Consider the following 14,008-nt stretch of genomic DNA (forward strand, 5'->3'; position numbering starts at 1 on the left):
CTACGGTCTACCACAGGGTCAATTGCACATGGACGGTTTGTGGGATGCCACGCGCGGCCTGATAGTCGGCGTTACCTGCGAGTGCGCCGATCATATCTCCAATGGCGTTGTTGTACTTTCCAGGGAAGCGTGTTATGACATCGTTAATGTCGTTCTGCATTGCCTGATCGATACGGCCGGAATTCACGAGATCCGTCTGCATCATTCTCCACGCCTTGGGCTCCGGCCGGGCCCCCGATCCGGTCGACCATACCTGTCGGTGGTCGACCCTATCCATCCGGATAGCTGGGCCTCGACTGTAGGACAGAGGAGTAGAGGCGTGTTGCGGCATGTGATTTATTTCTTGGGGTCCCGAGAAGCCTGGCTGATTTGCAGGCCTCAGGCTTCCGTGCGTCCCACCTACATTGCTTCCTCCGCAGTTGTGAACGAGGACCGAAGTCACGCCCGCAAGCACATAGTACGTGTGCAGGTCTGCGACGGTGAGGTTATGGACGATCGCTTGCTTGGTCGTCGACTTTTTGAGCGATGCGACCTGGACATGCGTGCCACTGCTTGTGCGGAGCCACTGTCCCGACTGAAGCTCAGCTGCGTCCACCCACTCAGCGAGGTCGACAACCCAGAACGGGTGCTTGTCTGTGGCCGTTATAACGCTTGGTGCGGTGTCAGGGATACGGTCTGTCTCGACCGTGATCTCGACGAGGTCCTTGGACCCGGCGCCGAGAATGGTGGCGGTCACATCCTTCGCGACGGTTTCACCCGTATCCGGGTCGGTGGCCAGCACCTGTTCGCCGATCTCGAGATCTTCAATCGGCTTACTGGTGCCGTCGGCCATGAGGACGTGCGTCCCGGTGGCGAAGCTATTGGGGATAGGACAAGAACCCCCACCGGGGCGCAGCTTACTTGCTGCATTCTTGAGGGCACCGCCAGCGGCCTTGAGGACGGGTGCCGCGACTGCGCCTGCTGCACCTCCTGCTGCGCCCCAGAGTGCGCCTTCGGCCATGTCGGAGAGGACGCCCATGGTGCTGTGGTCGGCTTTGTCGTCCATCGCGTTCGCCACGGCAGCGCCTGCGGCTCCTGCGAGGGCTCCGCAGCCGGCGGCTAGAGCGAATCCGGCTCCGCCGGTGCCGACGCCGACGGCTGCTGCTGTGGCCACGCAGGCGGTGCCGACGACGATTTCGGTGGTGATCGAGACGATCATCACCTTGTTCTCGTTCCAGAACTTGTTGACGTTCTTGACGGTCTTCTTCAGGTTGCACTTGGAAAAGATGCCGCAGTCTTTGCCCTTGTTCTTGGGGCCTCCTCCGTTGCCCTTGGTGTTGCCGTATCCGCGGACGTACCGGTCTGCGGCTTGGACGACGTTCTGCGGGGAGGACTGGAAGCCCGGGTCGTCGTGGCCTGCGAAGTACTTGAGGCCGCTCGGGTCGGCGTTGGAGATCGGGTTGCCGTTGGAGTAGGTGTACCCGTTCATTTGGAGCGGGTCGGTGATGTCGATGACCGGGTCGACGGACATGAATCGGCCCGTGGCCGGTTCGTACTCGCGGGCGCCGATGTGGGTCAGGGCGGTGGTGTTGTCGTCGTTTCCGGTTCCGAGGAAGGTGCGGCTGCCGGGCCAGTTGCCGGGCTGGGTGCCGCGGGGGTTTCCGTAGGGGTCGGACTTGCGGCGGGTGACCGTCTGGCCGGTGGCCTGTTCGACGCTGGTGGTTGCGGTGTTGTGGTGGTCGGTGAGCTGGGCGGAGAGGCTGTGGCCGGTGGTCTTGCCGTTGGTGCGGCGGACGGTGGTCGGGGCGCCGGGGCTGTTGTAGTAGCGGACGGCGTCCATGGCCTGGCCGGCCTTGTTGACGGTGATCTCGGCTTCGCCGAGGTAGAGGGTGCGGGAGCTGCCCGTTTCCTCGACGAGGCGGTTGCCGGATGCGTCGTAGAGGTACTGGGTTCCGGTGTTGCTGAAGGTCCACTGCTGGGCTGCGGCACCGGCGACGCAGGTGTAGATGTCGAGGTCGTTGCCCTCGGCGGGATTGTCGTTGGGGACGGTGACGCAGGCCTGGGCCTTCGTGCTGTGGAGGGTCTTGTCGGCCCGGTGGGTGAACTTCTGGGCGTCGTTGCTGGGGTCGCAGGGCTTCAGGACGGCTTCGCCGCCCTCGGCGGTGAGGCACTTCCCGAGGGCCTGGACGGTGCCGCCGGTCAGGCGCCACTGCTGGGCCTTGGACTCGTTGCAGGTCAGCAGCTGGACGGGGAGGGCACCTGCCGCGTTGGGGGTGGCGGTGCTGTCGACGTCGAGGCACTTGCCGGCGAGGCCGGTGACGGCGACGGCTCCGATGCCCGGGCTGCTGGCTGAGGTGAGCTTGCTGCGGGGGTCCCAGGTCAGGTTCTGGGTGTCGCCGTCGATGCGGCGGGTTGTGGTGTTTCCGAGGGTGTCGTAGGCGTAGGTCGTGAGCGAGTTGACCGTCAGGCCTGGCTTGGTGGTGGTCTTCGCGGCCTGCGCGAGCGCGTGGGGCTGCTTCTTGTTGCCGCCACCGGTGTCTATGCCGTAGGTGTAGGTCGTCTTCTCGCGGGTGGAGCCGTTGGAGGGGTCCTTGTCGAGGAGCTGGGTTCGGTTGCCGATCGCGTCGAACTGGTATTCCTGCCAGTAGCCGTCACCATCGGGGCCTGCGGTTGCGTGCGTCGGGTCCAGATCGGTGGGCTCCGTGCACTGGTCCGTTTTGCCGGTCCAGGCCTTGACCAGCTGCCCCAGAGCGTCATAGGTGAAGCACTGGCGGTCGGGAGTCGGCGGCAGCTGCGCGTCCGCGCCGGGCCTGGTGTCGGTGATGGAGGTGGGGTTGCCGACGGCGTCGTAGGTGTAGGTCGTGGCAGACAGGAGGTTCGGCGCGGTCTCGCGGTGGTTCTCGGTACCGCTGAGCCGGCCGGTGTTCGGGTTGAACGAGTTGGTCGTCCACACCCGGTTGGGTGCGCTGCCCGATGCCGTGCGCAGGACCTCGCCGAAGGGGCTGTAGATAGTTTCGGCGGTGTACCAGGCCAGACCCGACATGGTCTGGGGCATGCCGTCGGCGTTGTACCGGGTGATCAGCTTCTCGGCGGCGAGCCCGCCGGGCGTTGCCGGGAGGGTCGTCGACTGGACCTTGCCCGTGGGGGTGTAGGTGGTGGTGTAGTTGTAGGTGCCGGCGAGTCCCTTGGTTCCGGGGGAGTCGGAGGTACCGGTGATTTCCGGGATGGTGATCTTCGAGCCGGTGGGACGGTACTCGCTGTCGTAGCCGGTGACCTCGCTCGTGACCGGGGTAGCGCCCACCCAGCGGATGGAGGCGACCGGCTTGCCCTTTGCGTTGGCGAGGCTGTCGTAGGTCCAGGTGGCGACCTTGGGTCCGCTGGCGGAGTTGTCGCGCAGTTCGGTCTTGCGGCCGAGGACGTCGTAGGTCGTGAACTGCGCCTGGCCGGCGGAGTTCGTCACGGAGGTCTGCTGGTCGAGGTTGTTGTAGGTGAAGGTCGTCTGGCCAGTGTCGGGGTCGTCGGACGCGGTCATGCGGCCGCGTGCGTCGTAGGTGTAGGACCAGGTGTTGATGCCAGTGGTGTCGGTGACCTTGGTCAGCTTGTTGCGCAGGTCGTAGGTGTAGCTGGTCTTGTTCGACGCGCCACCGACGTTGGTGGTGGTGTAGTGCTCGACCTGCGTGGTACGGCCGAGGGCGTCCGTGTTCGTCTTGACCGCGCGGCTGCCCTTGAGGGGTGTCGTGCCGTCGGCCGACATGCCGGTGCGGGATCTGGTCCATTCGCCGCCGTACTCGACGGTGCTGGAGTCCTTCGCGTCGCCTCCGTGGAAGGTGGTGGTGCGCACCGCCCGTCCGACGCCGTCATAGGCGACTTGCGTGGAGTTGGGGACGGCGGTGTCGGACTCCGGGATGAAGATCTTCTTCTCGGGCTTGTTGTCCGCGAGGTAGCTGTTGTTCGTCCGACGGACCGTGCCGTTGCCGTTGTAGAGGGTGTCGTTGATCAGACGTCCTCCGCCGAGGGCGTCGGTCTGCACCTGCCGGGGGCGCAGCAGGCCGTCGTAGATCTCGATCGACTGCTTGTAGGTGCCGTCGTCCTGCAGGGTGGCGCTGGTGACGGTCGGCGGTGCGTGCTCCTTGATCTCGTAGGCGAAGGTGTGGGCCGGCTTGTCGCTGCCCGGGTTCTGCGACGGTGTCCAGACGTCCGTGGTCCGGCCGAGGGCGTCGTAGGCGGTCGTGACCTTCCGCCCGTTGGCGTCGGCCTCCTCCAGCGGCACGCCGCGGCCGGGGTCGTTCTTGGTGGTGCTCGTGTGTCCCAGTGCGTTGGTGCTGGTCACGGTGAACGCAGGACCGGTGGGCGGGCTGTACACCGTCGTGACGGGATTGTTCAGCGCGTCGATGGCCTTGGTGGGACGCCCGAGCGTGTCGTACTCGGTGCGCGCGGTGGTGATCCAGCCGGGGCCGGCCGCGTCGTTGGTTTCGGCCTGGTAGACGAGTCCCTTGCTGGGGGCGGCTCCGAACGCGTTGAGGGCGTCGTAGGAGTTCCGGGTGTTTGAGATGAGCGCCCCGGTGGCCTTCTGGGAGCAGTCACCCGCCGTGGTGCGGACGCCGGCGGCCAGGCCGATCAGGTGCGCGGTGGTGTTGTGGACGTAGTCGGTGCTGGCGCACGTCTGGTCGCTGAGCTGCTCGCCGCCCGTGCCGTTGGGTGTCGCGACTTCGGACTGGACGGTCTGGACGAGTCCGTAGGACGCGTCGAAGGTGTGGGTCTTGCGGACGGTGCGGGTGGAGCCGTTGCTGAGCCACTGGATGTCGTCCGTGCGCGCGGTACCGGAGCGGTAGGCGTACAGGGTGGTGTTGTTGGGCCTGGCCCGTTCGCCGCTCTGGTGCGACCACGGATAGGTGACAGTGCGCGAAAGGGGACTGCCGCCCTCGCCCGCCTTCGTGTACGTGGTGGTTTCGGCTGCGATGCCCTGGTACTGGGGAAGGTCCTCGGCGATGTCGGCGCCGTTGGAGTCCTTGATCGTGATCTTGTCGCGGCCGGCGTCGCCGGACATGCCGCGGAAGTACCGGGCCCGACTCTCCGACTGCTGGGTCGCGTCGTACGCGCCCGTGGTGGTGATGCCCCGCGTGGTGATGACGGTGGCGTAGCCGCGCCACTGGCTGTAGGTCCGCATCGTGGGCTTGGAGAACTCGTCGGTGTCCTTGGCCCAGGCGCCGCCGTCTTTGTAGTCGTACTTGGTGGTGACGTCGGGCTGGAGGGCGACTCGGTCCCTCTCGGTGACCTCGGTGACGACGTACTTGTTGAACCAGGCCAGCGGCGGGTTCTCCAGGCTGCTGTCCGGTGACCAGCGGACGGGGTAGCAACGGCTGGTGTTGGCCTCGGGCTGCGGGCGCGGCTCCGAAACCGAGCAGGGATCGGAGTAGGTGACGTGGATGTCGCCGCCGGTCTCCGTGGCGATGTTCTCGATGCGCAGGCGGTCGAAGTCCGGCCGGGGGTCCTGCGCTCCGTCCTTGACCCGGTTGGGCATGTCTTTTCCGTTGGGGCGGAAGGAGACCAAAGGCAGTGACTCGCTCAGTTGCGCGCCACCGCTGTCCAGCTTGGTGCTGAAACCCGTTCGCCGGATGGAGTCCAGCCACAGCGGCGGAGAGGTGTCCGTTCGCTGCTTCGGGAAGTAGTGGGACAGGCTCCACGTGTCGACGAGGGAAAGGCCTGTGGAGCCCGTAGTGCGCTGCGCTTTGGTGGTGACGGCGGCCAGTCGCTTGCGGGTCCAGAAGGTCGGTGAGCCGACGTAGCAGGCGCTACCGGCCTTGCAGTGGAGTGTGGAGGGGGTGTCCCACCAGTACTGCTTGTCTCCGTAGTTCTTCGACTCGAAGTTGCCTAGGGCGCACTTGGTCTCTTCGAGGCACCGTTCGTCGACCGTGAACTCGATCTTCGCGGCTGGCGCACCGGAGAGGTTGGTGTTGTGGAGACCGTAGGTGATCTGAGTGGGGTAGCCCGCACGATGGTAGGTGACCGGTGTCTTGAACTTCTCGTTCTTGGCGTAGCGGCCGTCCTCCCGCGCCCAGTCGATGATCATGGCGTTGCCGTGGACGTCTTCGACGTAGTCGAGGTTCCAGCGCCAGGCGGTCTGCTTGCTGCAAGAGGAATCGGCGAAGGCCGCTGCGTTGCAGGGCTCGCCGGGGTGGTTTCCGAAGACGGGCACGGTGAGGACCGAGTTGGTGACCGGTCGGTTGCCACCGGGTCCGTCGACGTCGTGGCGTCCGAAGAAGTAGCGGGTTCCGTCGCGGGTGGTGACGACCCAGTGTTCGCCGCCCCTGGCCCCGTTGGTCTCACTGGTGTCGGTCTTGAGTTCGACTCGGGAGCCGTCGTCGTTGGCCGGGATCCACTTGCCGGTGGCGGTGTCGTGAACGAGCTCGGTGGTGGACCCGCCGAGTGACATCACTACGTTGTCACCGGGCCCGGCCCAGCACAGGTCGCCCTTCTTCTTGTCGGTGGCGTTGCTGTTGTTCGCGCCGGTGGGGTTGGCCTCGACGTCGTCGGAGCAGGAGCGGTAGCGGCGCTCGACGTAGCCCGGTTCGTAGTCCCAGCCGTCACCGATCCAGGAGGCCTGGCTGTTGGCCACGGACGTCTTGCCGTCGACCGCCTGGGAGGAGTACGAGAAGGCGATCTTGGGTGAGGGTCCGGCCGGGGGTGCCGGCACGGTCAACGGGTACGTCCAGGAGAAGCCGCCGCCGCTGTTCCCCGCGGTCCACGAGCCGGAGGGGGAGAGCGAGGTCGCCTTGTACGAGCCGGCCATGCCGGAACCGCTGTCGGAGGCCGCCAGCACGACGGGGCCACCGCCACCGGTGACCGCCATCGTGCGCAGGCCCTCGCCGAAGGAGCTTCCCGGATCCACGGTCGCCTTGACCGTGCGTGTGGACGGGTCGTTGATGGTCGGGACTTCCCTGGAGTCCGCCGGCGAGCATCCTTCTTGGACCGGCTTTTGCAGGAAGCATGCGGGCAGCTGCCGGAACTTCAGGCGGGAAGCCCACCCAGTGCCGTAGAGGTCCTTGAACTTGGTGTAGTCCAGTTGCACGTCGACCGGTGTGACGGTGGTGCTGTCGGCCGGCGGGGTGACCACGATGAGGGCGCCGTCGATGTCGTCGGCCTCACTGGCCTCACGCGCGTCGAGCGTCACCGTCCAGGTTCCTGACGGATCCGCCGATGCCCCGGCGGCCTTGCCGATCTTCACGGGCAGGTTGGGGACCTGGACGAGTGCGCTGCCGCTGAGCGGGACCGGAACCGAATCCGGAGTGGGCGGCTCTACCGCCTTGGCCGCGTACTTCGGAGGACGAGCGACCGGCGTCGGCTCCCAGTCGTTCATCTGGGCCGCTGCGGCCTGGTTGAGTTTGATCGGCCGGTCTGTTTGGAGCTTCGGCAAGGTGACGCCGCTGCGGTCACCCGGTGGTGCCGCCCAGGCTTGAGATGGCAAAAGTGTCGCCACCAGCACCACGGAGAGCGTGATGCCGGCGCGCCCGGCCAGGCGCGCGCGTGCTGCGCGTGCCTTTCTGTTTCCGGGCAGGCGGAAGTTGTTCGCCGACAACGGCGACATGTTGACCCCCCACGCTCTGCCGCCGCGGCGATGGCACACGGCCGGCAGGAAACTGACAAATAGCCAGCTGATTCTCAGCCGAGCTGGCTGGAAAATCTATGGTTCCAATATCCGCTGTGCCGTTTATCACTTTGCCTCCCGTATACCTCAGGGCAATCGGCACAAAATGCTCCTGCAGGGCAGGTCAGACCCCCTGTGGAGTAGTGACGGAGCCCGGGGGATGGTTCATGCTCGGGACGCGAGTCATCTGAGAGACGGGCGAGTGGGGTCAGGATCCCTTCGGACTGTCATGCCGGTGGCCGGAATCATGTGAGTGCCGAGGGCCGCGCAAGCCTGCCCGAGGGGGGAGAGGTACAGCTGTGTCTGTCAGTGAATCCGTGGACGAAAGACCGCCAACAGCGGCTGAGAAAGAAGGCGCTGACGCGCCGGCCCGTCCCTGGTTCAGACGCCGTCGGGCCCTGGGCAGCCTCGCCGCTCTCCTGGCTGCAGCGGTCGCAATACCCGTCGGCGTCCACGTCACCGGCAGCGGGAAGGCGGATTCCCGGCCGGAAAAGGACATACCCGTCGCCGCGAACGAAGCCAAGCGTATGGCCCAGGAGACCGGCAAGGAGGTGGAAGCCACCGCAGAGCGCAGTGCGAACACCACGACCTTCGCCCGGCCTGACGGCACGTTCCGCAAGCAGATCTTCAGCTCTGCCGTCCGCGCCAAGGTCGACGGCCAGTGGAAGCCGATCGACACCACCCTGCAGCGTGTGAAAGACGGGTACGCGGCCAAGGCAGTCAACGGCCGAGTCGTCTTCAGCGCCGGCTCCCAGGCAGGCACCGGCGAACGAGCCTCACGCGCCGTGACCCGGGTTTCCCTGCGACAGGACACCCCCGCCGAAGTCTGGACCGACCTGGTCAGGCTGAACACCGGCGGTCACGACCTGGTCGTCAGCTGGCCCGGCGCGCTCCCCCAGCCCGTCATCGACGGGCCTCGCGCCCTCTACGAGAACGTCCGCCCAGGCATCGACCTGCTGATGACCGCACAGGACGGCGGCTACTCGCACCTGCTCGTCGTCAAGGACAAGCAGGCGGCGGCCGATCCGCTCCTGGGACAGCTGAAGTACCGCCTCGCCTCCCCCGACCTCACCTTCCACCTGGACGCCCAGTCCAGTGCGGTCAGCGCCCGCGACGGCGAGGGCGAGGAGATCGCCGGTTCGCCGACCCCGATGATGTGGGACTCCAGCGGCAAGGTCACCACCACCGACAACGAGCCGGCCTGGAAGCCGACCAAAACCGCGCAGCAGCACCCGACGCTCGCACTGCCCGGCCTCGCCGGTGCGGAAGGCGCACGGCTGAAGCCCGCGACAGCGACCCTCGCCGACAACACCCTCTCCGTCACCCCCGACGCATCCATGCTGAATGCCGCGGAGACGGCGTACCCGGTATTCATCGACCCCTCGTTCAAGGGGCGCAAGCACGCCTGGAGCCTGCTCTACAAAACGGCGGGCAACTCGAGCTTCTACAACGGGCAGAACTACAACGCGAGCGGCACCAACGAAGCCCGCGTCGGCTACGAGTCCACCACCGGCGGCACCTCCCGCTCCATCTTCAACTTCGACTTCGGCAGCCAGCTGCACGGCGTCGGCATCGACTCGGCCGTCGTCCGCGCCCTGCAGACCTACTCGTGGTCCTGCAGCCAGAAGCAGATGGACATCTACTCCACCCCGTACGTCACCTCCTCCAGCACCTGGAACAACACCAGCGGCTGGTGGACGTGGAAGGTCGCCACCGAGATGGCGGGCTACGGCTACAACAGCTCCTGCCCCGACAACTGGATCGCGCCCGACATCAAGGGCCTCGTCGCCCACGCCGCCAACAGCGGCTGGGGCGCGCTGTCCCTCGGCTTCGCCGCCCCGAACGAGTCGGACTCGTACTACTGGAAGAAGTTCATCGCCAACGGCGAGACCGCCCCGTACATCGAGGTCACCTACCACACGCCGCCGGATGTACCGCTCGCGGCGAACATGCAGACCTTCCCCGGCGGCCCGTGCCTGACCAGCGGCGCCGGCACCGGTATCGGCAAAACGGACGTGACCTTCCAGGTCAAGGGCGTCGACCGCGACGACCTGCCCCAGCAGCAGAACCTCGACCGGGTCCAGATCGAGGTGTGGAACGCCAGCACCGGAGCACAGGTCTACAACCAGCCGCTGCCGGTCAACAGCGAAGGCGTCGTCACCGCGACCGTACCCATGAACTCCTTCGCCGACGGGCAGAAGTACTACTGGCTCGCCCGGGCCAAGGATGTTGACAACTGGTGGTCGCCCGGCAGTGGGCCGCTCGACTCCGGAGGCGGCGGCTGGTGCACCCTCACCGTCAGCCACACCATCCCGCCGAACCCCGCCGTCAGCTCCGCCGCGTTCCCTCCACACGGTGACAACTACACCGAGTGGAGCGTCAACGCGGCAAGCACCCCGGGGCAAAAGATCAACTTCAAGGCCAACGGCGCCAAGCCCGAGGACATCCGCGAGTACCAGTGGAGCCTGAATCGGCCGCTCTTCGACCAGAAGGCCACCCCCAATGCGGCGGGTGACGCCGAGGCTTCCCTCCAGGTCGACACCGCCGGCCCGAACGTCCTCTACGTCCGCACCGTCAGCAAGTTCGGCAACATCTCCAACCCCACCCAGTACAAGTTCCTCGTCAAGCCCAGGCCGGGCCAGGACAAGCCGGGCGACGTCACCGGTGACGGGCATCCCGACCTCCTCGCCGTCGACGGGGACGGCAACCTCCTCACCTACGCCGGCGACCAGATCGGCGACACCGACCACTACATGCTCAGCGCCGTCCAGAACAGCGTCCCTGTGGCCGGCTACTGGAAGACGCAGGACGGCAAGCCCGCGCTCATCGGCCACTCCACGGACTGGTTCCCCGGCGACGGGCTGACCGACCTCATCGCCCGCATGCCTGACGGGAAGCTGTACATCTACCCCGGCCTCGGCAACAGCGCCGGCCAGTTCGACGTCGACCGCCGCATGGAAATTCTCCTGCCGGCAAGCGCACCCAGCCCGGCCACGTTCCGGCAGATCGTCGTCAGCGAAGACGTCGACGGTGACGGATTCGCAGACCTGTTCGCCGTCGACACCGCAGGCGGATTCTGGATCTTCTCCGGCTACACCGGCGGCAGCTTCACCTCGTACAAGAAGCTGGCCGACAAGGTCTGGGCACCGCGCGATCTCATCGGCGTTCGTGACGTCACCGGCGACAAGGTTCCAGACCTCCTCTTCCGGGACGACGCCAACGCCAACCGCGGCCTCCTCCTGCGCAAGGGCAAGCCCGGCGCCAACGGAGGTGTCGACCTGCAGTCCATCGCCGCCTCCGTCGACTCCGAAGGAGGCCAGGACTACACCTACGCCACCACCGGCTGGGGACGGACCGCCATCCCCAAGATCCTGGGCACCGCAGACGCCACCGGCGACGGCATACCCGACATCTGGGCCGTCGACGCCGGCGGCAAGCAGTGGCTCTACCAAGGCCGAGCCGGAGCCATCGGCCCCGCCTCCGGCGTCGACGAAGACAGCTGGAACACCTTCCTCACCATCGGCTGATCAACCGCACGCATGCGGAGCCACTGATGACCACGGCTGTGCCCTGCCGAGCGACAACTTGCGGCAGGGCACAGCCATCTCCTCACTCCGATACCACCCACGCTTCTCCACCGGAATTGGTACTCACCCGTGTCAACTGCTGCAGTTCTCTCCCTGTTGGGAATCGGCTGGCTGTACTTCTTTCTCCTGCCTTTCAAGCGGCAGAACCGCCGTCTGGCCGGCCCCGACCCTGAGCTGAAACGTGCCCTTGCCGCGGCCTCCCGCGGCCGATGGGAACCGGCAGCACAGCTACTGGCTGCCGCCGGAAACGACTGGGAGCGGCGTGCTCTGTACACCCAGCGGCTGGCGGAACTTGCCGCCCGAAAGGGGGACACGTGGCTCCGGTCATGGCAGACGGCCAACCCCGGCGACCCCGACGCCGCGCTGATCCACGCACGGACCCGCATCATGTATGCCTGGAGGCTGCGCGGTGCACGGTTGGCGCGTTACACCTCCCGCAAGCGCTTCGAGGGCTTCCACGAGGTCTTGATGAGCTGTCGTGACGACATCGCCCATGCCGCGTCGCTCAACCCACAGGACCCCACCCCTCTCATCGCTGAAATCGGAACGGCACTCGGCCTCGGGTACCCGAACCGCGAGATGCGCGCCCTGTGGGACGAGATCGTTGCGCGCGCACCGCATCATTACGAAGCTCACTACGTCGCCTTGCAATACTGGTGCGCCAAGTGGCACGGCTCGAAAAAGCTGGCGCGCGAGTTCGCCGATGCTGCCGCATCACAGGCCCCTCAAGGCAGCCTGATGACTGCTCTGCCCCTGGTCGCGTGGTATGAGAACCACGATGACGAGATGCCCGCCGACGCATACCGAAGCCCGAAGGTGCGGGCCCTGGTCGACGCCGCTCTGGCTGACGCCGCTGCCGCCGGCAACCACCCACGGCTCCCTGAAGTACGCCACCTACTCGCCCACTTCCTCGTCAAACAAGGCCGCTACCGGGCGGCAGTGAAACAGTTCCGCGCCGTGGACGGCCACGTAGACGCCCTGCCCTGGAACTACTGGCCTTGGAAGGGGCTCGCCTACCGGGCGGTGCGCACCAAGGCAGCCCGGGGGACGTTCAGGGAAGCGCTGCGCCGCTGAAACCGCCTCGTCCGGGCCTCGGCCCCGCAACGAAGAAACTGCTGGTATTGCACCGCCGCCCGTGCGCCGCCTCCTGGCCTGGCAGGCACCGCTCCAACTCCCGGTAGCCGGCCATGACCGGTATCAGTCGGGCAGGGCCCGAAAGGCCGGATACGGCATGCACTGACGTGGCGAGCACCACGGGACGTTGAGTACGGAACAGATGTGTCATGGCGGTTCTCCACTCGTGGAAAGCGCGCAAAAGAGGTCTTCCAGCACGCCTCGCCACGCCCGCCCATCACGCCTCGGGATCTCGTGCCGTGACAGTCACAGCCCAGCCTTTTGCCGCGGTGAGGAGCGCCGCGCGGGCGAGGCTTCACGCGGTCGCGGGCATAGGCACAGCCGGGCGGCCGACGTGGCCGGCGGTCCCGGAGCGTCGAGCCCGCGAACCAGACCGGGCGCCTGGCGTCCGCGCTCTGGGACATCAGCGGGGACGAGGAAGCCCCCGCCGTCGTACCGGCGCTGCTGGCCGCCTGGAAGGACAACGACTCCACCGCACGCCATGCCGTCGCCTGCCTCAACCGCATGGGCCCCGCAGCGCACCCCGCCCTCCCCCAGGTCCAGTCCGCGCGCGCGGCGGCCGGGCCGCCCCGGACGTACTACCTCCCGTCGCCGGGGCCCCGGGCCTGTCCCACACACTCATACCGGCACAGGCCGGGTAGTCCGTCCCCGTACGACAGAACCGATACAGCGCCCTGGGCAGCAGCCATCGATCACCATCAGACCGTCAGGCGCCAGGCGCAGTTCATATCACCAGTCGATGTGCGCCTCGATCCAGCGGTCCAGTCCCGCCGTGTCGCCCTCGGGGGGCAATTCGCGGGCCAGACTGAGGGGAGAAGCAGCGAGTTGCAGATGGGTGAGGTAGCCGTAGGGACCGTTGTCCGCGTGTGGCCCCACGATCACGGCCTGCGTGTCGGTGCGCCAGATCCGGTGAAGCATCGGCGGGCCCGTCACCACGGCCGCGTCGCTGGTGACCGTCCGCTCCGGAGCGGCGCCGAGATGGGCGGTGACGGCGTCCGCGGTCTGGTTGAGTATCTCGGTGCACGCCTCCACCGTGGACGGGCGGCGAACCGTCCAGCCCGGGGCCCTGCCCCAGTCGTCCACTAGTTCGCCCAGCCAGGGCATGTTGTCGAGGTCGTCGTCGTGCGGGTCGACGGGATACAGCTGTCCGAACACCAGGAATCGCCGCGCCGTCGGGTCCCCGAAAGGGGTGTCGCCCTCGGTGCACAACGGATGCCCATAGCCCGTGCGGTAGGAGTCCGTCAGGCATTCATGTTCCCAACTCCAGCCCCGAGCGCGCAGAACGGCGTCGAGCGCGTCGAAGTCATCCGCAGCCGTCAGTTCCTGCGGCAGGGAGAGGAACTCTGCCACGGCGGCCGGGATCACGGGGCAGTGGGCCAGTGCATGCACAGGGGTAGACATGGGGGGCAGGCTAAAACATGTCTGTGGGATCTCGGCAACGATCGCAAGGCGCCGACAGCGGGAAGCGTTCGCAGGAGAAGTCACTGGTCGGAAAGGCCTGCACCCAGGTATCCGCGCGCCGGTCGACGCGCAGCCGGGCGAAGATTTCGGCCGGCGCCCCGGGCGCGGGGGCGTACTGCGTGATGGGGGCGTGGTCGGGCTGCGCGCTCATCGGCGGGACTTCTCCTTGTGGAGGGCACGACCGCATACGGTCATGTCGTCG

At 66.9% G+C, this 14,008-nt stretch carries 5 protein-coding genes; 2 read left to right on the forward strand and 3 right to left on the reverse strand.

The features are described from left to right. Nucleotides 1-7 precede the first annotated feature (7 nt). Entirely contained in the window at nt 8-7,393 is a 7,386-nt protein-coding gene (locus tag OHA91_RS00060; protein ID WP_328738215.1) for a polymorphic toxin-type HINT domain-containing protein, read from the reverse strand. Nucleotides 7,394-8,151: 758 nt separating this feature from the next. Here OHA91_RS00060 and OHA91_RS00065 point away from each other — a divergent pair. Together OHA91_RS00065 and OHA91_RS00070 are read left to right on the forward strand one after the other, a co-directional pair. Further along, nucleotides 8,152-11,151: a DNRLRE domain-containing protein gene (locus OHA91_RS00065; RefSeq protein ID WP_328738216.1), complete on the forward strand. Its 3,000-nt coding sequence runs from the start codon at nt 8,152-8,154 to the stop codon at nt 11,149-11,151. A gap of 129 nt (nt 11,152-11,280) precedes the next feature. After that, nucleotides 11,281-12,285, forward strand: coding sequence for a hypothetical protein (locus tag OHA91_RS00070; RefSeq protein WP_328738217.1), 1,005 nt, complete (start codon nt 11,281-11,283; stop codon nt 12,283-12,285). A gap of 789 nt (nt 12,286-13,074) precedes the next feature. On the opposite strand, the gene OHA91_RS00075 is transcribed toward OHA91_RS00070, so the two are convergent. Both OHA91_RS00075 and OHA91_RS00080 read right to left on the reverse strand, forming a co-directional pair. Next, nucleotides 13,075-13,746: a hypothetical protein gene (locus tag OHA91_RS00075; RefSeq protein ID WP_328738218.1), complete on the reverse strand. Its 672-nt coding sequence runs from the start codon at nt 13,744-13,746 to the stop codon at nt 13,075-13,077. Between the two features lie 10 nt (nt 13,747-13,756). Further along, nucleotides 13,757-13,957 carry a hypothetical protein gene (locus tag OHA91_RS00080; RefSeq protein ID WP_328741221.1) on the reverse strand — a complete coding sequence of 67 codons (201 nt, stop codon included), beginning with the start codon at nt 13,955-13,957 and terminating at the stop codon, nt 13,757-13,759. Nucleotides 13,958-14,008: the final 51 nt, after the last annotated feature.

This window comes from Streptomyces erythrochromogenes (assembly GCF_036170895.1).
Taxonomy (GTDB): domain Bacteria; phylum Actinomycetota; class Actinomycetes; order Streptomycetales; family Streptomycetaceae; genus Streptomyces; species Streptomyces erythrochromogenes.